Raw genomic sequence first — 18,133 nt, forward strand, 5'->3', positions numbered from 1 at the left:
CTCTCACACGCGGCAGGCGTGGATGGTGGTGACCAGGATGGCGCGGGCGCCGAGATCATAGAGCTCGTCCATCAGCTGGTTGGTCTGCTTGGCCGGCACCATGGAGCGCACGGCCACCCAGTTCTCGTCCGCCAGGGGCGAGATGGTGGGCGACTCCAGGCCGGGCGTGATCCGGGACGCGGCCTCGAGGTGCTCACGCCGGATGTCGTAGTCCATCATCACGTACTGGCGGGCGGTGAGGACGCCCTTGATGCGGCGAATGAGCCGGTCCGCGCCGTTTCGGTCCCCGACGGCGGTGCGCTCCCCGGAGGCGGAGATCAGAATGGCCTCGGACTCCAGGATGGTCTCGCCGAAGGTCTCCATGCCGGCGGCCTTGAGAGTGTTGCCGGTCTCGACGACATCGGCGATGGCGTCGGCGACGCCGAGGCTGACCGCGGACTCCACCGCCCCGTCGAGGTGAACCACGTCGACGTCGTCGATCCCCTTCTCCTCCAGCCAGGAGGAGAGCAGCCCGTCATAGGTGGTGGCGACCCGCCTGCCGGTCAGCTGCTCAGCGGAGACGAACTCGCCCTCCGGAGCGGCGAGGCGGAACGATGCCCGGCCGAAGCCCAGCCCCATGGCCTCTTCAGCCCCATGGCCCACTCGCGCATCGGCGAAGAGGTCCCGGCCGGTCAGGCCGAGATCGATGATCCCCTGGCCGACGAACACGGCAACATCCTTGGGACGCAGGTAGAAGAACTCGACCCCGTTGGCCTCGTCGATCAGGCGCAGCTCCTTGCGGTCGCGGCGCTGAAGGTAGCCGGCCTCGGACAGCATGGACATGGCGGCTTCGGAGAGGGCGCCCTTGTTGGGCACGGCAACGCGCAGCATGATTCTCGAAATCTCTCGTCAGTTCTGGATGGTCACAGGAAGCGGTAGACGTCCGCGGGGGTCAGGCCCTTGGCGAGCATCATGACCTGCAGATGGTAGAGCAGCTGGGAGATCTCCTCAGCGGCCTCGTCCTGGGACTGGTGCTCGGCGGCCATCCACACCTCGGCGGCCTCCTCGACGACCTTCTTGCCGATCTGATGCACCCCGGCGTCCAGGGCCGCGACGGTGCCGGATCCTTCAGGGCGCCGCTCGGCCTTGGCGGCCAGCTCGGCGAAGAGCTCGTCGAAAGTTTTCACCAGGACAGCCTACCCTCCGCCGTCGTCGGCTACTTCTTCAGCCTGCTGATCTCAAGGGCAGCGGTGACTGCTGCGTGGGCGCTGGAGCGGCCGACGTCCTCCTTGGAGCCGGGCAGCCCCGCCCGGTCGACGGCCTGGGCCTCATCGTCCACGGTGAGCAGCCCGAATCCGATGGGCTTGCCGGTGGAGATCGACAGCCGGGAGAGGCCGTCGGTGGCGGCCTGGCAGACGTAGTCGAAGTGGGGGGTCTCGCCCCGGATGACGACGCCCAGGGCGATGATGACGTCGTAGTTCCTGGTCGTGTGGGCGGCGACCACGGGAAGCTCGAAGGAGCCTGCCACGCGCACCATGGTGTAGTCGTCCAGGCCGACCGCGCTGAGGTAGCGGTCCGCGCCGCCGACCAGCCCGTCCATGATGGGCTGGTGCCACTGGGCGGCGACGACGGCGACCTTCAGCTTGAGCTTCTTGGCCGCCTTCGCGATCTCCTTCAGCTCGTCGTCGTCGATCTGCGGGACTCCTGCTCCGCTCATGCTCTAGGCCTCCTCGGCTGTCTTCAGGGTGGTCCTCTGGGGGCTCTCATTCTGCTCGTTGAGCTGCAGGTGGTCCAGCATATGCGCCATGCGGTCCCGCTTGGTGCGCAGGTAGCGCTCGTTGTGCTCCTGGACGATCCCGGCGGAGGGGACCTGCTGGACATCGAGCCCGGTGGCCGCCAAGGCATGGACTTTGGCGGGGTTGTTGGTGAGCAGCCGCAGCCGGCGGATGCCCGCGGAGTGCAGGATGGCGGCCGCCCCGGTGAAGTCGCGCAGCTCCGCGGCCAGGCCGAGCATCTCATTGGCCTCCACCGTGTCGGCTCCCTGCTCCTGCAGCCTGTAGGCGCGCATCTTGTTCGCCAGGCCGATGCCGCGCCCCTCGTGGCCGCGCAGGTAGAGGAGGTGGCCGCCGTCGCGCTCCACCTCCTCCAGGGCAGCGGCGAGCTGGGTGCCGCAGTCGCAGCGGTGGGAGTGAAGCACGTCCCCGGTGACGCACTCGGAGTGGAGCCTGACTAGAGGGTGGTCGACGTCGGCTGCGTCAGCGGACAGCAGCATGTGCTCATGGCCGGTGGCGTGCTCGGTCCACACCTGGGCGGTGAAGATCCCGAAGTCGGTGGGCAGAGTGACCTGCGGACCGGCGCTGACCAGCCCGGCGGCCTCCTCCGCGGGCGCGTCCCAGGCTGCGGCGTGCAGCTCCCGCACCGCATGCGGGGAGGCGGCTCCGCCCCGGTACTCGATGAGGTCGGCGATGCTGATCAGCGCCAGGCCGTGCTGATCGGCGAACCCTCGGAGCGCGGGCAGGCGCATCATCGTGCCGTCGTCGTGGACCAGCTCGGCGATCAGGCCGACCTCGGCGTGCCCGGAGAGCCTGCAGAGGTCAACCGCGGCCTCGGTGTGCCCGTCCCGGCCGAGGACCCCGTCAGCATGGGCGATCAGCGGGAACATGTGTCCCGGGCGGGTGAGGTCCCCGGCGCCGGTCTGCGGGCTGGCGAGGACGCGGGCGGTGATGGCGCGGTCCTCGGCGCTGATGCCTGTGGAGGTGACCGCTGCGGCGTCGCAGCTGACCGTGTAGGCGGTGCCCTTGGGGTCCTTGTTCTCCGCAACCATCGGCGGCAGGCCCAGGTGGCGGGCGCGCTCGGCGGTCATGGGGGCGCAGAGCACCCCGGAGGTGTGCCGGACGGTGAAGCCGAGCAGCTCCGGCGTGGCCGCCTCGGCCGGGAGGATGAGGTCGCCCTCGTTCTCCCGGTCGGCGTCGTCGACCACCACCACGGGACGACCCGCGGAGAGCTGGTTCAGCGCCACCTCCACCGGGTCGAGGATCGGACCGGGCGTGTCCGGCTGCTGCACAGTGGGCAGGCCGTCCGGGTGAAGCGGGGGCTGCCCGCCAGGAACCACGCCGTCGAAGGCGAGCATCCGCCGGACGTACTTGGCGAGGACATCCGCTTCGATGTTGACGTTGCCCCCGATCTCCAGCAGGCCCAGGGTGGTCTCCGCCAGGGTGGCGGGAATCAGGCCCACCTCGAACCACGAGCCTGTGCCGTCGTCGTCGCGGCCGACGGCTGTCACGGTCAGGGAGACTCCGTCGATGGCGACGGAGCCCTTCTCGGCGAGGTAGGGGGCGAGGTCGGCAGGAACGGCGAACCGGTGGCGGCCATCGTTGGCGTCACGCTCGGTGAGGGTGCCGATGCCGTCGACATGGCCCTGGACGACGTGACCGTCCAGCCGGGCCTCCGCGGGCAGGCAGCGTTCCAGGTTGACCCGGTCGCCCAGGCCCGACTCTCCGAAGGCGGAGCGCTTCAGCGTCTCTGGGATGAGCTCGACGGTGAGGGTCTCGCCGTCGATGTCCACCGCGGAGACGCACACCCCGTTGACGGCGATGGAGCCGCCGAGGGGCAGGTCGGCGAGGTGCCCTGGGGCTTCGATGGTGAGGCGCTCGACGCCTTTGGCCGGATCGGGTGTCCGCTCGAGGACGGTGCCGAGGCCGGTGATGATCCCGGTGAACAACTACTGGGCTCCCTTCGGGGCGAGGTGGAGGCAGACATCTTCCCCCATGAGGGTGACGGGGCCGCCGTCGGCAGGGTCGAGGGCGTAGCGGGGTGCGTGCGCCAGAGTCTCAACACCGATGCTTCCGAGCGTGTTCCGGGCAGCGCCGTCCTGGCCGGCGCCGATGAGGGTGGGGGCGATGTAGGCGAAGATCTCGTCGACCAGGTCGGCGGCGAAGAATGCCGAGAGCACGCTCTGTCCGCCTTCGACGAGCACGTGTCGGACGGGGTAGCCGCCGTGCTCCGTCGAAGCGAGGGTCCGCAGCGCCTCGAGAGGGTCCCGGGTGCGCAGCTGCATCCAGCCCTCTCCCTCGGGCCGGCCTTGGGCGAGCTTCGCCTCCGCGGGGAGGGCGCGGTGCCCCATGACGCACCGCAGGGGCTGGCTCTCGGTGAGCTCCCCTTCGGGGGTGCGGGCGGTGAGCCGCGGGTTGTCGACCTCGGCAGTGTTGGTGCCGACGAGGATCGCGTCGATGCGCTGGCGAATGGTGTGGGTGTGGGCCCGGGACTCGGGTCCGGTGATCCATTGGCTGGTGCCGTCGGCGGCGGCGATGCGCGCATCGAGGGACTGGGCGAGGTGGACTGTGACGAAGGGCCGGCCCTGGGCTTGGGCTTGGTTCCACCGGTGGTTGAGGGCTTCGGCCTGCTCGGAGAGCACCCCGGGGACGACATCTACCCCTGCCTGGGCGAGCATGGCCGCTCCCCCGGTGTTGGCGGTGGGGTCCTGCGCCCCGTAGACGAGCCGGCTGATGCCGGCTTCACCGATGAGGTCGCAGCAGGCCGGGGTGCGGCCCTGGGTGCGGCAGGGCTCAAGCGTGCTGTAGAGGGTGGTGCCGGCGAAGTCGGCGACGCCGTGCTGCTGGGCGCGGGCGATGCAGTCGCGTTCGGCATGGAGGCTGCCGGCTCCTCGGTGATGCCCGACGGCGAGGACGGCGCCGTTCTGGTCGGTGAGGACAGCGCCGACGAGGGGGTTTGCTCCGCGGGGGCCCTGCAGTGCGGCATCGAGAGCATGCCGCATGAGGGGGGCGTGAGCCTGCTGGTGGGGGGCGGTGCCCAATTGCGCGCGTCTCCTTCTGTGCTGCTCCCATCCAGACTGTGACTGTCGGTGCTGGAGTTCCACCAGCTCAGCCTCCTGCTCAGGAGGGTCGCGGACTGTGACCGCCGGTTCGGACTTTCACCGATCCCGTAGCACGTTCGAGCTATCCTGCCACAGACGCAGCGAAGCCCCGAAGTCCGTGGACTTCGGGGCTTCGCTCTCGTTCCGGAGCGGATGACGAGATTCGAACTCGCGACCCTCACCATGGCAAGGTGATGCTCTAGCCAGCTGAGCTACATCCGCATCAGGATGACATTCCTTCCCGGTCTTCAGGTCGGAGGCGGCGCAAGCCGCCGACATGTCATCGTCGAAAATTTTTCGGCTCTCTGCTGCGAGAGCAGAGTACTATCAAATTTCCGTGCGCGATACTGGGTTCGAACCAGTGACCTCTTCCGTGTCAGGGAAGCGCGCTACCGCTGCGCCAATCGCGCCTTCATCAGGCTGAGCCAGCTTACTAGCTCCGAGGTGGGGACGGGAATCGAACCCGCATAGACGGTTTTGCAGACCGTTGCCTAACCACTCGGCCACCCCACCGTATTACGGATGCGGGACGCCCGTCCCAACCCGACTGAAGCTGCCTTCAGGCGGGGCGTGGGGCGGAGCCCCACATCAAACAAGAGCAAACTCCAGACTCTTCCGCAGAAGAGGCGGAGCTCTCCCAAGTTTGCGAGCGGATGACGAGATTCGAACTCGCGACCCTCACCATGGCAAGGTGATGCTCTAGCCAGCTGAGCTACATCCGCAGTGCCGCTTTCGCCGGGTTTCCCCGTCGTTTCGACGACATAAGACTCTAACCCAGAGTTCACGAGCTCGTCCAGTCGGCGACCAGTGTGCGCGTCAGAGCCTCGTGGCAGACTCTCTGCCCATGACTGATCCTGCATTGGCGCACAGCACCGAGTTCGGCCGCATGTATTCGCGGTCGCTGGACTCTGCCCCTGAGGTCCCGTCGATCACGACGGTGATCGGTCAGGAGGCGAAGGACATGACGGGCTGGGCCGGGCATATGGCGGCGACGGCGCTGGCCAATGATGCGCAGCTCGCTTCGTGCGTGGGCAGCCCGGGCGAGCTGCGGCGCCTGGCCCGGAACGCCTCGTCGGCGGCGGAGCGGTTCCGCGATGACGCCGCCGCCCGGGGTGATCGGGTGCATGCGTATGCGGAGCAGGTGGCCCTTGCGGCTTTGGGCGAGCCGGCAGCGGACCCGGACAAGGCGCACCGGGTGCTGGAGGAGCATCGTCAGACGAAGTTCGCAGACCGGTTCGACGAGTGGTGGGACCTGTACGAGGTGAAGCCGGTGGCCGCGGAGGTCACAGTGTGGAACCACGAGGTCGGCTACGCGGGCACCTTGGATCTGGTGGCGGAGATCGGGGGGCGGCTGTGCCTGATCGATTTCAAGACGAAGGGCCTGACCCGGGACGGCCGGGCGAAGCCGCTGAACGACTCAGTGGTGATGCAGCTGGTGGCCGGGCTGCGAGCGGAGGAGCAGCTGGTCGACGCCGCCTCCGGCACCTGGGAGCCGTGGCCGCACCGGGATCGCGGCCCGGACAGTGAGGCGATGCTGCTCGCGGTGGGAATCTCTGAGGCGGAAGTGGTGGTCCAGCAGGCCGACCCGGAGCAGCTGCCGGCCCATTGGCGGAAATTCTGGGCGCTGCGGCAGGTGTGGGACCACTCCCGGAACGTCGGCAGGGCGGGGAAGCCCCTCCGCCCGATCGGACCTCCGCCCAGCGGTCGCTCCAGCGGGCCTGCCGAGGCCGGCTGAACGCCGAAGGTCCGGAATTCAGCGGCCTTGTGAGCGAACAGCGGGCCCCGCTACCGTCGAAGAGCATGAGCTGAACAACCGTTCAGCCTCAGCATCTCTGACGGAAAGAGGCGGCGTCCATGGCGTACCGCTACGGCTGCACCAGGGGCCCCGAAGATGCTTCTGCCTCGCGTCCCGACGCTCGGGAACGCATCCAGCAGGCAGCCATCGAGCTCTACGGCGAGCACGGTTTCGAGGCCACGAGCCTCAAGGCCATCGCCGAGCGCGCGGAGGTCTCCGCGCCGCTGGTGCTTCATCATTTCGGATCGAAGGCTGGACTCCGCACTGCCTGCGACCAACGGGCTGCCGAGCATCTGCGGCAGGCCAAGCTGGAGGCGGTCCGCCGTCAGGGCTCCCTGCCGCAGAACTACCTCTTCGAGGTGATGTCGCAGAACCTTCCGCTGGTCCGCTACATGCTGCGCGCCTTCGCCGCAGGCGGCCGTGGCGCGGACGCGCTCATGGATCAGCTGGTGGAGGACTCCCTGGAGTACACCGCCGAGGCTGAGGCCCTCGGTCAGGTCGTCTCCAGCCGGAACCCTGAGCATCGAGCGGCACTGCTGCTGATGATGAGCTTCGGCTCCATGATGATGCACCACCAGATGAAGCGCCTGCTGGGCGTCTCACCGGTGGAGGACCCGCCGGAGGAATGGGGGCCCTACATCGCCGCCGTCTCAGAGATCTACCTCTACGGAGTGCTCCGGCCCGAGGCCTACCCGGACCTCGTGGCTTTCATCGACGATCATAGGAAAGGACGTGACCGATGAGCGAAAGCGCCCCGGTCATCCACGCTGAGGACCTGGTCAAGCAGTTCGGGCAGGTCCGCGCGCTCGACCGCCTGAACCTGAGCATCGCCCCCGGCGAAGTGCACGGCTATCTCGGACCCAACGGAGCGGGAAAGTCGACCACCATGCGGGTGCTGCTGGGCCTGCTGCGCTCTGACTCCGGGACCGTCCGCCTCTTCGGGCGGGACCCGTGGCGCGAGGCCGTGGAGCTTCACCGGCGCCTGGCCTACGTCCCCGGCGATGTCGAGCTGTGGCCCAACCTGACCGGCGGGGAGGTCATCGACATGTTTCTGCGGCTGCGCGGAAGCTACAGCCGCACGCGCCGCGAGGAGCTGATCGAACGCTTCGACCTGGACCCGCGCAAGAAGACTCGCACCTACTCCAAGGGGAACCGGCAGAAGGTCGCACTCATCTCGGCCCTGGCCGCCGACGTGGATCTGCTGCTGCTGGACGAGCCCACCGCTGGCCTCGACCCGCTGATGGAAGCGGTCTTCCAGGAGGTCATTCAGGAGACGAAGGAGCAGGGACGCTCGGTGCTGCTCTCCAGCCACATCCTCGCTCAGGTCGAGGCGCTCTCCAGCAGGGTCTCCATCATCCGCGCCGGCCGCATCGTCGAGTCCGGCACGCTCTCCGAGCTGCGGCACATGAGCCGCACCACCATTGAGGTGGAGACCGAGCAGCCGGCGAGCGCGCTCTCTGCGGCCCAGGGCGTGCACGATCTTCGCACTGAGGCGGAGCGGACTCTCTTCGAGGTCGACGGCGAGCACCTCCAGGACGTGATGGCCCGGCTCACCGGGCTGGGAGTCCGATCCATCACTGCGCATCCGCCCACCCTGGAGCAGCTGCTGATGCGCCACTACGGCGATGAGGCGGGGGCATGACCGGGGCAGCGACCCTGCTTCGGCTCATGCTGCGCCGCGACCGGCTGCGGCTGAGCCTCTGGGCGGCCGGGATCGGCCTGATGGGCTTCTACTTCGCGAATGCCGTTCAGGTCATCACAGAGGATGAGGCTGAGCTCGCCCAGCTGGCGGGCATGTTCGCGGATCCGGTGGGACGACTGATGACAGGCCCTGCCTTCGGCATGGATGAGCCGACCTTCGAGCGGTTCTTCACCGCGGGCTACGTGCTCTTCCTCTACATCCTGATGGCGCTGATGAGCGTGTTCACGGTGGTGCGTCACACGCGGGCCGAGGAGCAGACCGGACGGGCTGAGCTGGTGCGGACGAACGTCGTCGGTCGCCACGCCACCCTCTCCGCGGCCCTGCTCCTGGTGGTGGGGGCCAACGTCATCGCAGCCGCGCTGATCGTGGCAGGCGCTCTCTCGGGCGGCTACGCGGCGGAGGGGTCAGTGCTGGTGGGGGCAGGCGCCCTCGCCGTGGGCCTGTTCTTCTCGGGCGCGGCGGCGACGGCCGCCCAGATGAGCGAATCGTCCCGCGGTGCCAGCGCCATGGCCGGCGGGCTCCTCGGGCTGGCCTATCTGATCCGGATGGGCGGAGACATGGCCGAGCAGGGCGGAACAGCGCTCTCCTGGGCCTCTCCCCTGGGCTGGGCGCAGCAGACGGCGCCCTACGTGGAGGATCGCTGGTGGCCGTTGGCCCTGCTTCTGGGCGGCGCGGCGCTGCTGGCGGCGCTGGGCTTCTGGCTGAGCACCAGGCGGGATGTGGAGGCCAGTCTGATGCCGACCCGGCTGGGACGTCGCAGCGCCGGACGGTCACTGGGTACCCCGCTGGGCATGGCTGCCCGGATCCTGAGGGGCGGACTGCGCGGCTGGGGCCTGGCCCTGGTGCTCTGCGGCCTGCTGTTCGGCTCCTACGCACAAGCGCTGGTGGACGCCGCCGACGAGCTGCCTGCGGAGATCGCGATGATCTTCAGCGGGGAGTCCATGATGCTGGGCTATCTGGCCTATATGGCGCTGTTCATGGCGATCTTCGTGACCGCCGCCGGGGTCAGCGGCCTGCATCAGCTCCGTGGTGAGGAGACCAGGGGCCGGGCCGAGCTGGGCCTGTCCGTCCCCATGAGCCGCAGCACCTGGCTCGGGGCGCATCTGACGGTGCTCCTGGGCGGGCTGGTGCTCATCCTGCTGCTGGTCGGCGTCGCCATGGGCGCGGGCGCGGCGGCCGTCCTTGAGGACGGCGGCGGCCGCTACTTCGGCGAACTGGTGATGGCCGCCCTGCACCAGGCACCTGCCGCACTGGCTGTGATCGGCATCGTCGTCGCCCTCTTCGGGTGGCTGCCGCGTGCGGCGAGCGCCGTCGGGTGGGTCATCATCGGCTACGGCGCGGTGATGACGAACTTCGGCCAGCTGCTGGAGCTGCCGGAGGTGGTCTACGAGCTGAACGTGTTCGGCCATCTGTCCCAGTACCCGGTGGAGGAGGTCTCATGGGCTCCGGTGGCTGTGCTGACCGGGATCGGCGCAGCCGGCATCGCCCTCGGCTTCCTGGGCTGGAACCGCCGCGAGGTCAATCGGGTCTGAACGCCCCTCACCGCCGTCCTGAGCCCACAGCGGGCGCGGCGACCGGTGCGGCGTCCGCTGTGCCTCTAGGGGGCCGGGCGCCGCACCAGCGCTGCCCACAGCACAAGCCCGCCCAGCAGGGCCCAGAAGGCGGCCCCGATGCCCAGCACCGTCACGCCGCTGGCCGCGATCAGGAAGGTCGCGGCCGCCGGCACCCGTCCGCGCGCCTCGGCGGTGGCCGCGCTCATCGCCGCCCCCAGCGTGGTCAGCAGCGCCAGTCCTGCCACCGTCTCCAGCAGGCCCGGCCGCGCCTGGGCGGCCAGCAGCACCAGGGCCGCGGCAAGCCCGGCCAGCACCAGGTAGGTCCATCCGGCGGCCCATGTGGCCCGCCAGCGCTGCGAAGGATCCTCATGTGCCTCAGACGAGGCACCCATCGCCGCCGTGATGGCCGCGAGGTTGATTCCGTGGCCGCCGAAGAACGAGCCCAGCAGCGTGCCTGCTCCCGTGACTCCCAGGCTGGACCGCCAGGGCACCTTGTAGCCGTAGGAGGAGATCACCGCCGCGCCGGGGACGTTCTGTGAGGCCATGGTGACCAGGTAGAGCGGAAGAGCGATCCCCAGCAGGGCGCCCGACGTGAGCTCGGGAATCACGAGTTCCAGGCGCGGAACCGTCTGCGCAGCCTCCATCCGGCCCCATGGGGCGTCCGCGGCGATCATGATCAGCGCCGCGGCGAAGACTGCAGGGGCTGACCATGCCGGCGCCCAGCGCAGCAGCCCCAGCCAGAGCATCACCAGCGGCAGGGTCCAGAGCGGATCCGAGACCATGCCCTCCACCGGAGCAAGGCACAGGGAGACCAGCACCCCGGCCAGCATCGCCTGCGCCACCTGCGCGGGGATGGCGGCCACGAGTCTGCCCAGCCAGGGCCACAGCCCAGTGATCAGAACCATCAGCCCGACGAGGGCGAAGGCGCCTACCGCCGCCGGCCACCCGCCGTCGGGAACCCCGGCGCTGACCAGCAGCGCCGCTCCGGGAGTGGACCAGGCCAAGGTGAGCGGCCGGCGGTGCCGTCGAGCCAGCCACAGCATGCCGAAGGCCTGGGCCAGGCAGAGCACGATCAGACCTGAGGCTGCCTGTCCGGCATCGGCGCCGACGGACTGCAGTCCTGCCAGGACCACGGCGAAGGAGCTGCCGAACCCGACCAGTGAGAGCGTGATGCCGGTGAGCACCGGGCGATTTCGTTCCACATACAGAACACTACAGGAAGCGTTCTGCCTGCAGAACACTGCGATAGCCTGAGGAGATGACAGAGCTCGGCGACTTCAGCACGGAGGTCGGCCTCCGGCTCAAGCAGACCCGGACCGCACAGGGGCTCTCCCTGAGCAGACTCGCCGCCAATGCCGGCATCGGGAAGGGGTCGCTCTCGGAGCTCGAAGCTGGGCGGCGCAATCCGACCCTCTCCACCCTGTACGCCCTGGCCGATGCGCTCGGCACGCCGCTCACGGACCTGCTTCCGGATCATCCGGGCACCCAGGTCAGCTCCCCCGGCATCACTGCCCAGCTGCTGGACACCTCGCGGCATGCCGACGGGACCGTCACCGAGGTCTTCATCCTCACCCTCGCCCCGGAGGGACGGCGCATCTCCGGAGCGCATGCCCCGGGAACGGTGGAGCATCTCTACCTGACCGAGGGGCAGGCTGCCGTCGGCCTGACGGAGGATCCCACCATTCTGCGCCGGGGAGAAGCAGCGACCTGGCCCGGCGACGCCGAGCACTCCTATGAGGCCATCGGCATGCCGGCCCGCGGCACCCTGACCATCACGACTCCGACCACAGCGGCTCCGGACGCGTGAGCAGCTGAGCCTCAGCAGGCGGAGCGTAGACTGATGGCATGGCTTCCCGCGCTTATGACGGCCCCCAGAAGGATCCTGGGCTTGCCCTCGTCCTGACTATCCTCGGCTTCTTCTTCCTGGCGGGGCTCCAGTACTTCTACCTCGGGAAGTACCTCAAGGGCTTCCTGTTCCTGATCACCATCGGCTTCCTCTACATCGGCACGATCATTTCGCTGTTCACGATCGCCTCGGCAACCCGCCAGGTAAACCGGGACCGCGCCCTCGGCCTCCGCTGAGCCCCCAGCGCCCGTCATGCGGGGCAGCCGCGGAGGGCACTACTCACCGGGGCGGACCAGACCGGCCTCATATGCTGTGACGACCGCCTGGGTGCGATCCCGCAGCTCCAGCTTGCCGAGGATCCGCGAAACGTGGGTCTTCACCGTCTGCTCGGCCAGGTGCAGCTCCTCGGCGATCTCGCCGTTGGAGCGGCCGCGGGCCACCAGACGGAGCACGTCCGTCTCACGCTCGGTGAGCATGCTGAGGACAGCGGCATCGGGGCTGCTGCTCGCCGGACGGGCCGCGTAGTCGGCGATCAGCGTCCGGGTGATCTTCGGAGACAGCAGCGCCTCGCCCGAGGCGACCACCCGCACCGCATGGATCAGCTCGTCCGGGGCGGCGTCCTTCAGCAGGAACCCGCTGGCTCCCGCCCTCAGCGCCCCGAAGACGTACTCGTCGGCGTCGAATGTGGTCAGCATCAGGATCCGGGGCGGCTCCCCCGGCATGGCGAGCACGGCCCGGGCAGCATCCAGCCCGTTGACCTGAGGCATCCGAATATCCATCAGCACCACGTCCGGGCGCGTACGGCGCACCACATCGGTGATCCCAGCGCCGTCCTCAGCGGTGCCGACTACGCTGATGTCATCCTGGGCGTCCAGGAGAGCGGCGAAGCCCGCACGGATCATGGACTGGTCATCGACGATCAGCACACGCACGGCAGAAGAGGGGGAGGAACCGGTGTCAGACACAGGCCCAAGCTACCCCAGCGGACAGGCACCCGATCACCACCCTCCCCGGGCGCTCACCGGGGCACGAGTGCTGCTCTCCGGCAGACGGGTGCTGCACATCAGCATCTACGCCTGGGCCGGGGCGATTCTGGTGGCCGCGGCGCTGATGGCTGTGGGCTGGCCGGTGATGGCCACGGTCTACTCGCTCAACGCGGCGCTCACCATGGCCCTGGTCGGAGCGCACTGTGCAGCGGTGGTGCTGACCCTTCGGTGGCCCGGGGCGGGGCTGATGCTCTCACTGGCGGCCGGCACCGGGATGATGCTCACCACCGCCGGCTCGGGGGTGGTGGCGTGGCCGTGGCCCGTGACGACGATCGTCACCCAGTGCGCTGTGCTCGCGGCGGCCGCCCTCTCCTGGCCCTGGATCTGGTCGTCGACGGCCTGGCTCTTCGGCTCCCTGATCACCGCCGGCGCGCTGCTCTGGGAGGCGCCGGGGCTGCCCACCGGCGCGCTCAGCAGCGGGATCGTGTTCATGTCCGTCACAGCGGGGACAGCGGCTGCAGGCGTCTCGCTGCGGCTGTGGATCCTGAGCGTCGGGCGGGCAGAGGCCGCTGAGGCCAGCAGCGCCCAGCAGGACCGCCGCCGTCAGGAGCTGGAGGAGCGCAACCGAATCGCCAGGGAGCTGCACGACGTCGTCGCGCACAGCATGTCGGTGATCAGCGTGCAGGCCAGCACCGCGCCCTACCGGAACCCGCAGATCGATGAGGCGTCCCACCGTGAGTTCGCCGAGATCGCAGACTCCTCCCGACAGGCGCTGGGCGAGATGCGCATGCTGCTGAGCATCCTGCGGGACGAGTCGGAGGCGCCCACCGCCCCGGAGCCGGGGATCGAGGACATCGACTCTCTGGTGGAGTCCACCCGCGCCTCCGGCGCCCCCATCGACTACCTGGGACTGGAGCAGGGCCACGACGCTGCTGCAGTCAGGCGTGCGAGCCCAGCCACCGGCCTGGCTGCCTACCGGATCATCCAGGAGGCGCTGAGCAACGCAGTCCGCCACGCCCCGGAGGCGGCGATCCGAGTGCGTCTGGCCCCATGCCGGGTCAGCGGCCGGGCGGGACTGCAGCTCACCGTGGAGAACGAGGCGGCGCCCTCGGACAGCGTCCCCTCCGCCCCGGGGGCTCGCCGCGGACTGACCGGCATCCAGGAGCGGGCCGCGGCAGTCGGCGGCACATCCGAGGCGACGGGCACACGGGCAGGCGGTTTCGTGGTGCGTGCGGAGCTGCCGCTCGAGCCGCCGGACTGATCACCCCCTACCCCCGTAGGGGGTGAAGTTGGCTCCGCCGGGTGACGCGCCGGAGCAGACCTTCTCCGTACCGTGGCTCATATGACGATCACTGAGGAGACTCGCTCGGACGCGGCACCCGCGCCCGCACACGGCAGGACTTCTGTGCGCGCCGAGCGCCGCACCGCTGCGGGCCGGCAGCCGGCCCGCAACCAGCAGACGAACGACTTCTTCGAGCTCTCCAGCAGGGTCAAGGACGCCGGCCTCCTGGAGCGGGGCGCGAAGTCGTACACCGGCCGCGTGGTCGCGCTGATCCTGGCCTTCGCCGTCGCGGGAGCGATGCTCGTCCTCCTCGGACAGTCCTGGTGGCAGCTGCTGACCGCCGTGGTCTTCGGGGTGCTCTTCACCCAGGTGGCGTTCCTCTCCCACGACGCCGCCCACCAGCAGGTCTTCTCCAACGGCCGGAGGAACGAGTGGCTGGCGCGAATCATCGGCAACGGCATCGTGGGGCTCTCATACGCCTGGTGGGCGAAGAAGCACGGCAAGCACCACGCGAATCCCAACACCATCGGCAAGGACGGCGACATCGATCCGGGCTTCATCGCCTTTGTGCCGGAGGACGCAGCAGAGCGCACTGGGTTCGCGGCCTGGTTCGCCAAGCGTCAGGGCTGGATGCTGTTCCCGCTGCTGACCATGTTCGGCTGGGCGCTGCACGTCAGCGCCGTCGACGCGGTCATCCGCGCCAAGAAGGTCAAGCACCGCCGGGCCGAGGGCGCGCTGCTGGCAGTGCGGCTCATCGGCTTCCCGGTGCTGGTCATCTGGGTCATGGGGCCGCTGGTGGGGCTGGTCTTCATCGCCGTGCAGGTCGCAGTCTTCGGCGTCTACATGGGCGCGAGCTTCGCACCCAACCACAAGGGCATGCCGGTGATCCCCAAGGACGCCAAGGTCGACTTCCTGCAGCGCCAGGTGCTGACCTCCCGGAACATCCGCGGCGGCCGGGTCATCGACTGGGCCATGGGCGGCCTGAACTTCCAGATCGAGCACCACATCTTCCCGCGGATGCCCAGCGCCAACCTTCACAAGGTCAAGCCGATCGTTGAGGAGTTCTGCCGGCAGAAGCAGATCAGCTACACCGAGACCGGTCTGATCGAGTCCTACGGCATCGTGATCCGGTACCTCAACGACGTCGGCCTCGGCCAGGCGGACCCCATGGAGTGCCCCCTCATCAGCCAGTACCGTCCCCGCGACTGACCGTTGATCAGTCTAAGCTCAGCACATGGTGAAGCCTCAGAGCACAGCGGGAATTGAGCGTGCTACCGGCACCCCTTGGGCAGAATGGGTGAGTCTGCTCGACGACGCCGGGGCGGAGAAGCTCTCCCACGCTGAGATCGCGAAGATCACCTACGAACATGTGCCCGAGCATGTTCCCGCCCGAGGTTGGTGGGCACAGGGCGTGGCCATCGCGTACGAGCATGAGAAGGGCCTCCGTGTGCCCGGGCAGTCCCACACCGGCGATTTCAGCGCCTCGGCCTCGAAGACTTTTCCCGGGCACAAGGATGCTGCCCTGAGCCGCCTTCTTGAAGTGATGGAAGGTCGTGAGGAAGTCGGAGGGGTCCCTGTCGAAGGGGAGCCCACCACGTCCTCCACCCAGAAGTGGCGCTACTGGCGGGTGAAGCTGGCTGACGGCACGCGGGTGAATGTCACCATCAGCGACAAGGCCCCGGAGAAGTCCACGGTGGCTGTGCAGCACGCCAAGCTCAGCACGCAGGGGGAGATCCCGCACTGGAAAGTCGTGTGGAGGGATATCCTCAACCAGCTGTGAGGCCGTGCGGGCGGCTCGGCTTCACAGAATCTTCTCCGTCCCTCTGCCTTCGGCCAGCTCGTCGATGAGCTTGTCCAGGCAGCGGATTTCCCGCATTGTGCCCTCCTCGAGGGGTGACGATCTGCCTTGACGGCCGGCACGGCCATACTCGGGAAATGCGCAGGAAGCGTGCCTAGGGTTGCATTTGCCCCTGCTTCCCATGACATGAGGAACGGTCTGATCATGGCGCGCTATGTCGTGACGTTCGATACTTCCGATGCTGCAGTACTGCAGCAGGACGCTCCGGGGCTGCTCAGCTCCGAAGGCTTCTCCGCCGAAACCTACTTCTCGCGCCTGGGCATCGGCGTCGTGGAGAGCGATCCGGAGCAGATGACCCGATTCAGCAGCCGGTGCCGGGAGCAGAATCGGCCGATGAGCTTCACCCCGGAGCTGACCTACTACGCGATCTCAGAACCTCCGGGAGGCACCTACGCCGACACCTCTGAGCTGACCTGGGGCCTGCAGGCCATCGGCATTGCTTCCGCCCAGGAGCAGGGGCGTGCCGGCGCTGGGGTGCGGGCAGCGGTGCTGGACACCGGCTTCGCCGCCGACCACGCGGACTTCGCCTCCCGCAGCGTGACCACGGCGTCCTTCGTCGACGGGCAGGGCCCGGAGGACGCCCACGGCCACGGCACTCACTGCGTCGGCACCGCCTGCGGCCCCTGGGCCCCGCCGGGCGGTCCAGGGTATGGGGTGGCCGCTGAATCTGAGATCTACGCGGGCAAAGTCCTGGGCGACGACGGCTCCGGCTCGGACACTTCCATCCTTGCGGGCATCGAATGGGCGCTTGAGCACGACTGTCAGATCATCTCCATGTCCCTGGGTGCCGACGTGCGTGAGGTCCACCCGCCCTATGTGGCCGCCGGTCGCCGTGCCCTGGAGCGCGGATCGCTGATCATCGCTGCCGCAGGCAACAACGCCCGCCGCAGCGCTGGTGACTGCGGCTTCGTCGGATCACCGGCGAACAGCCCCCACATCATCGCCGTGGGAGCCGTGGACTCGCAGCTGCGGACTGCCGACTTCTCCGCCCGCTCCCTGCAGGATGAGGGCGGGGAGGTGAACCTGGCCGCACCGGGGGGTGGATGTGCTCTCCTCCTGGCCGAGCGGGAGGCACACCACCAGTGGGACATCGATGGCAGCCCCGCATGTCTCAGGCGTGGCAGCCCTCATCTGCGAGGCCACTGGGGCTCGCGGCGAACAGCTGTGGCAGGAACTGGTTCGCAATGCCGCACCGCTGGAGGACGAAGCCCCCGAGGACGTGGGGGCTGGGCTCTCCCGCATCCCGGACTTCCTTCAGCTGAGCGGCGGAAGCTGAGAGCCGACCATGGCCGAGAAGGAATGGGTCATCACCGTGAAGGATGACCACCTTCACCGCCTCGACGAGGTGGTCGCCGAGCTTGAGGCCGCAGGCCTCAGAGTGGACCGCGTGCTCAGCCTCCTGGGTCAGGTGACCGGCCGCACCTCGATGGACGAGGAAGCCCCGGACGCGGGCCGCGCCTCGCTCTGCTCTGCCTTGGGGGTGGCATCGGTCGACGCTGCGGTGCAGCACCGCCTCGACCCGCCAGATTCTGCGGTGCAATAGCTCCTCAGGCCTGGCCGGGGCGGCGGAGGCGGATGGTCGCGGCGCAGGCCAGCAGACCCAGGACGGCGATCCACAGGGACCAGAGATCCCAGGTCAGGTAGCACACGGCGCCGGCCGCTGAGCCGACCGCGATCGCTGACCAGAGAGCGGCGTAGCGCAGCCACACCGTGTTCGGGCTGCCGCGCAGCAGGGCCGCGAAATGCTGGGCCGCCTTCACCAGGGCGCCCGTCATGTACGTCAGTCCCACGCTCACCTCGCCCCCGCGGGTGAAGGTCGCGTTCACCGCGCCCATCGCCAGGGCGATCAGCGGCGCCACCGCGAACCACCACCCGTCCCCCGCTCCCAGCAGGTACAGGCTGCCGCACACCGCAGCCAGCGCGAGCACCGCAGCGGAGAGCCAGATCGCACGCAGCTGCGGACGGATCGCCGTCGCCTCCTGGATGGTGGTGCTCTCCATGCGGTGCGAGACCAACGACGCCAGCACCACGCCGAACACGAAGGCGAGCACCAGCCCGAGAGCACGCACCCACCCCAGGAGGTCCCCGGAGGCCAGATCAGCCGCGGCCCGGGTTGAGTTCCCGGACATGAACGAGACGAAGTAGCCGCCGAGGTGGATGAACCCCACCCCGTCCACGAAGCCGGCCGCGGCGGTGATCCCGCAGGCAAGGCCCAGCTGGCCGCGCGTCAGTCGCTCAGCCACGCCGTCGCCCCCCCCG

The 18,133-nt window shown here is 69.0% G+C and carries 20 protein-coding genes, 4 tRNA genes and 1 riboswitch; of the genes, 11 read left to right on the plus strand and 13 right to left on the minus strand.

The features are described 5' to 3' along the window. Window positions 1-3: 3 nt before the first annotated feature. The 9 genes from hisG to FWJ47_RS10490 form a co-directional block, all read right to left on the minus strand. The gene (hisG, locus tag FWJ47_RS10450; RefSeq protein WP_147107871.1) at window positions 4-870 is read right to left on the minus strand and encodes an ATP phosphoribosyltransferase; all 867 of its coding nucleotides are present in this window, start codon (window positions 868-870) and stop codon (window positions 4-6) included. Between the two features lie 32 nt (window positions 871-902). Beyond that, window positions 903-1,166, minus strand: a complete 264-nt coding sequence (locus tag FWJ47_RS10455; RefSeq protein WP_147107876.1) for a phosphoribosyl-ATP diphosphatase — start codon at window positions 1,164-1,166, stop codon at window positions 903-905. Window positions 1,167-1,195: 29 nt separating this feature from the next. Then, window positions 1,196-1,696, minus strand: a complete 501-nt coding sequence (ribH, locus tag FWJ47_RS10460) for a 6,7-dimethyl-8-ribityllumazine synthase (RefSeq protein ID WP_147107879.1) — start codon at window positions 1,694-1,696, stop codon at window positions 1,196-1,198. A 3-nt stretch (window positions 1,697-1,699) separates the two neighbouring features. Further along, on the minus strand, window positions 1,700-3,700 hold the full coding sequence (ribB, locus tag FWJ47_RS10465; protein WP_147107882.1) for a 3,4-dihydroxy-2-butanone-4-phosphate synthase: 2,001 nt from the start codon (window positions 3,698-3,700) through the stop codon (window positions 1,700-1,702). After that, on the minus strand, window positions 3,701-4,792 hold the full coding sequence (gene ribD / locus FWJ47_RS10470) for a bifunctional diaminohydroxyphosphoribosylaminopyrimidine deaminase/5-amino-6-(5-phosphoribosylamino)uracil reductase RibD (protein WP_246126269.1): 1,092 nt from the start codon (window positions 4,790-4,792) through the stop codon (window positions 3,701-3,703). It abuts the gene before it with no gap. A gap of 15 nt (window positions 4,793-4,807) precedes the next feature. Then, window positions 4,808-4,930, minus strand: a riboswitch (FMN riboswitch). A gap of 70 nt (window positions 4,931-5,000) precedes the next feature. Beyond that, window positions 5,001-5,074, minus strand: a tRNA-Gly gene (locus FWJ47_RS10475). A 116-nt stretch (window positions 5,075-5,190) separates the two neighbouring features. Beyond that, window positions 5,191-5,262, minus strand: a tRNA-Val gene (locus tag FWJ47_RS10480). A gap of 32 nt (window positions 5,263-5,294) precedes the next feature. Beyond that, a tRNA-Cys gene (locus tag FWJ47_RS10485) sits at window positions 5,295-5,365 on the minus strand. A 135-nt stretch (window positions 5,366-5,500) separates the two neighbouring features. After that, a tRNA-Gly gene (locus tag FWJ47_RS10490) sits at window positions 5,501-5,574 on the minus strand. Window positions 5,575-5,696: 122 nt separating this feature from the next. Between FWJ47_RS10490 and FWJ47_RS10495 the strand changes: the two genes are divergently transcribed. The 4 genes from FWJ47_RS10495 to FWJ47_RS10510 all read left to right on the plus strand — a co-directional run bounded on the left by FWJ47_RS10495 (window position 5,697) and on the right by FWJ47_RS10510 (window position 9,881). Next, window positions 5,697-6,587 carry a PD-(D/E)XK nuclease family protein gene (locus FWJ47_RS10495; protein ID WP_147107885.1) on the plus strand — a complete coding sequence of 297 codons (891 nt, stop codon included), beginning with the start codon at window positions 5,697-5,699 and terminating at the stop codon, window positions 6,585-6,587. 119 nt (window positions 6,588-6,706) lie between these two features. After that, window positions 6,707-7,390 carry a TetR/AcrR family transcriptional regulator gene (locus tag FWJ47_RS10500; RefSeq protein ID WP_147107888.1) on the plus strand — a complete coding sequence of 228 codons (684 nt, stop codon included), beginning with the start codon at window positions 6,707-6,709 and terminating at the stop codon, window positions 7,388-7,390. Beyond that, entirely contained in the window at window positions 7,387-8,289 is a 903-nt protein-coding gene (locus FWJ47_RS10505) for an ABC transporter ATP-binding protein (protein ID WP_147107891.1), read from the plus strand. The genes FWJ47_RS10500 and FWJ47_RS10505 overlap by 4 nt, the downstream gene beginning before the upstream one ends. Next, the gene (locus FWJ47_RS10510; protein ID WP_211358999.1) at window positions 8,286-9,881 is read left to right on the plus strand and encodes an ABC transporter permease; all 1,596 of its coding nucleotides are present in this window, start codon (window positions 8,286-8,288) and stop codon (window positions 9,879-9,881) included. Before FWJ47_RS10505 ends, FWJ47_RS10510 begins: the two co-directional genes overlap by 4 nt. Before the next feature lie 65 nt (window positions 9,882-9,946). On the opposite strand, the gene FWJ47_RS10515 is transcribed toward FWJ47_RS10510, so the two are convergent. After that, entirely contained in the window at window positions 9,947-11,104 is a 1,158-nt protein-coding gene (locus FWJ47_RS10515; RefSeq protein ID WP_147107893.1) for a benzoate/H(+) symporter BenE family transporter, read from the minus strand. Between the two features lie 56 nt (window positions 11,105-11,160). Here FWJ47_RS10515 and FWJ47_RS10520 point away from each other — a divergent pair, with 56 nt between their 5' ends. Both FWJ47_RS10520 and FWJ47_RS10525 read left to right on the plus strand, forming a co-directional pair. Beyond that, a complete protein-coding gene (locus tag FWJ47_RS10520; RefSeq protein WP_147107896.1) occupies window positions 11,161-11,709 on the plus strand; it encodes a helix-turn-helix domain-containing protein in 549 nt (182 codons plus the stop codon). Window positions 11,710-11,747: 38 nt separating this feature from the next. Next, a complete protein-coding gene (locus FWJ47_RS10525; protein WP_147107899.1) occupies window positions 11,748-11,984 on the plus strand; it encodes an NINE protein in 237 nt (78 codons plus the stop codon). Between the two features lie 39 nt (window positions 11,985-12,023). Here FWJ47_RS10525 and FWJ47_RS10530 read toward each other — a convergent pair whose 3' ends face one another. Further along, entirely contained in the window at window positions 12,024-12,713 is a 690-nt protein-coding gene (locus FWJ47_RS10530) for a response regulator (protein WP_281289250.1), read from the minus strand. On the opposite strand from FWJ47_RS10530, the gene FWJ47_RS10535 reads away from it, so the two are divergent. The 3 genes from FWJ47_RS10535 (at window position 12,703) to FWJ47_RS10545 (ending at window position 15,796) form a co-directional block, all read left to right on the plus strand. Continuing rightward, on the plus strand, window positions 12,703-13,995 hold the full coding sequence (locus FWJ47_RS10535; protein ID WP_170228560.1) for a sensor histidine kinase: 1,293 nt from the start codon (window positions 12,703-12,705) through the stop codon (window positions 13,993-13,995). The genes FWJ47_RS10530 and FWJ47_RS10535 overlap by 11 nt on opposite strands. Before the next feature lie 81 nt (window positions 13,996-14,076). Beyond that, complete coding sequence (locus FWJ47_RS10540; RefSeq protein ID WP_147107907.1) at window positions 14,077-15,225, plus strand: fatty acid desaturase family protein; 1,149 nt, start codon at window positions 14,077-14,079, stop codon at window positions 15,223-15,225. Window positions 15,226-15,250: 25 nt separating this feature from the next. Then, window positions 15,251-15,796 (plus strand): hypothetical protein, encoded by a 546-nt coding sequence (locus FWJ47_RS10545; RefSeq protein ID WP_147107912.1) that lies wholly within the window; start codon window positions 15,251-15,253, stop codon window positions 15,794-15,796. A 21-nt stretch (window positions 15,797-15,817) separates the two neighbouring features. On the opposite strand, the gene FWJ47_RS12360 is transcribed toward FWJ47_RS10545, so the two are convergent. Next, window positions 15,818-15,997, minus strand: a complete 180-nt coding sequence (locus tag FWJ47_RS12360) for a DUF2200 family protein (protein ID WP_147107915.1) — start codon at window positions 15,995-15,997, stop codon at window positions 15,818-15,820. Between the two features lie 21 nt (window positions 15,998-16,018). Here FWJ47_RS12360 and FWJ47_RS12455 point away from each other — a divergent pair, with 21 nt between their 5' ends. Both FWJ47_RS12455 and FWJ47_RS10560 read left to right on the plus strand, forming a co-directional pair. Next, complete coding sequence (locus FWJ47_RS12455; RefSeq protein ID WP_246126270.1) at window positions 16,019-17,197, plus strand: S8 family serine peptidase; 1,179 nt, start codon at window positions 16,019-16,021, stop codon at window positions 17,195-17,197. Continuing rightward, window positions 17,160-17,417, plus strand: a complete 258-nt coding sequence (locus tag FWJ47_RS10560) for a hypothetical protein (RefSeq protein WP_147107918.1) — start codon at window positions 17,160-17,162, stop codon at window positions 17,415-17,417. Before FWJ47_RS12455 ends, FWJ47_RS10560 begins: the two co-directional genes overlap by 38 nt. 4 nt (window positions 17,418-17,421) lie before the next feature. Here FWJ47_RS10560 and FWJ47_RS10565 read toward each other — a convergent pair whose 3' ends face one another. Then, window positions 17,422-18,117: a YoaK family protein gene (locus FWJ47_RS10565; RefSeq protein ID WP_246126271.1), complete on the minus strand. Its 696-nt coding sequence runs from the start codon at window positions 18,115-18,117 to the stop codon at window positions 17,422-17,424. Between the last annotated feature and the right edge of the window lie 16 nt (window positions 18,118-18,133).

This window comes from Nesterenkonia populi, assembly GCF_007994735.1.
In the GTDB taxonomy this organism is placed as follows: domain Bacteria; phylum Actinomycetota; class Actinomycetes; order Actinomycetales; family Micrococcaceae; genus Nesterenkonia; species Nesterenkonia populi.

Bases quoted from the DNA above. Each gene is read 5' to 3' on its own strand.
- FWJ47_RS10520 (WP_147107896.1), top strand. From the start codon at position 11,161: ATGACAGAGCTCGGCGACTTCAGCACGGAGGTCGGCCTCCGGCTCAAG.
- FWJ47_RS10500 (WP_147107888.1), top strand. From the start codon at position 6,707: ATGGCGTACCGCTACGGCTGCACCAGGGGCCCCGAAGATGCTTCTGCC.
- FWJ47_RS10540 (WP_147107907.1), top strand. From the start codon at position 14,077: ATGACGATCACTGAGGAGACTCGCTCGGACGCGGCACCCGCGCCCGCA.
- FWJ47_RS10495 (WP_147107885.1), top strand. From the start codon at position 5,697: ATGACTGATCCTGCATTGGCGCACAGCACCGAGTTCGGCCGCATGTAT.
- FWJ47_RS10505 (WP_147107891.1), top strand. From the start codon at position 7,387: ATGAGCGAAAGCGCCCCGGTCATCCACGCTGAGGACCTGGTCAAGCAG.
- FWJ47_RS10560 (WP_147107918.1), top strand. From the start codon at position 17,160: ATGGCCGAGAAGGAATGGGTCATCACCGTGAAGGATGACCACCTTCAC.
- FWJ47_RS10545 (WP_147107912.1), top strand. From the start codon at position 15,251: ATGGTGAAGCCTCAGAGCACAGCGGGAATTGAGCGTGCTACCGGCACC.
- FWJ47_RS12360 (WP_147107915.1), bottom strand. From the start codon at position 15,997: ATGGGAAGCAGGGGCAAATGCAACCCTAGGCACGCTTCCTGCGCATTT.
- FWJ47_RS12455 (WP_246126270.1), top strand. From the start codon at position 16,019: ATGGCGCGCTATGTCGTGACGTTCGATACTTCCGATGCTGCAGTACTG.
- ribH (WP_147107879.1), bottom strand. From the start codon at position 1,696: ATGAGCGGAGCAGGAGTCCCGCAGATCGACGACGACGAGCTGAAGGAG.
- hisG (WP_147107871.1), bottom strand. From the start codon at position 870: ATGCTGCGCGTTGCCGTGCCCAACAAGGGCGCCCTCTCCGAAGCCGCC.
- FWJ47_RS10525 (WP_147107899.1), top strand. From the start codon at position 11,748: ATGGCTTCCCGCGCTTATGACGGCCCCCAGAAGGATCCTGGGCTTGCC.
- FWJ47_RS10510 (WP_211358999.1), top strand. From the start codon at position 8,286: ATGACCGGGGCAGCGACCCTGCTTCGGCTCATGCTGCGCCGCGACCGG.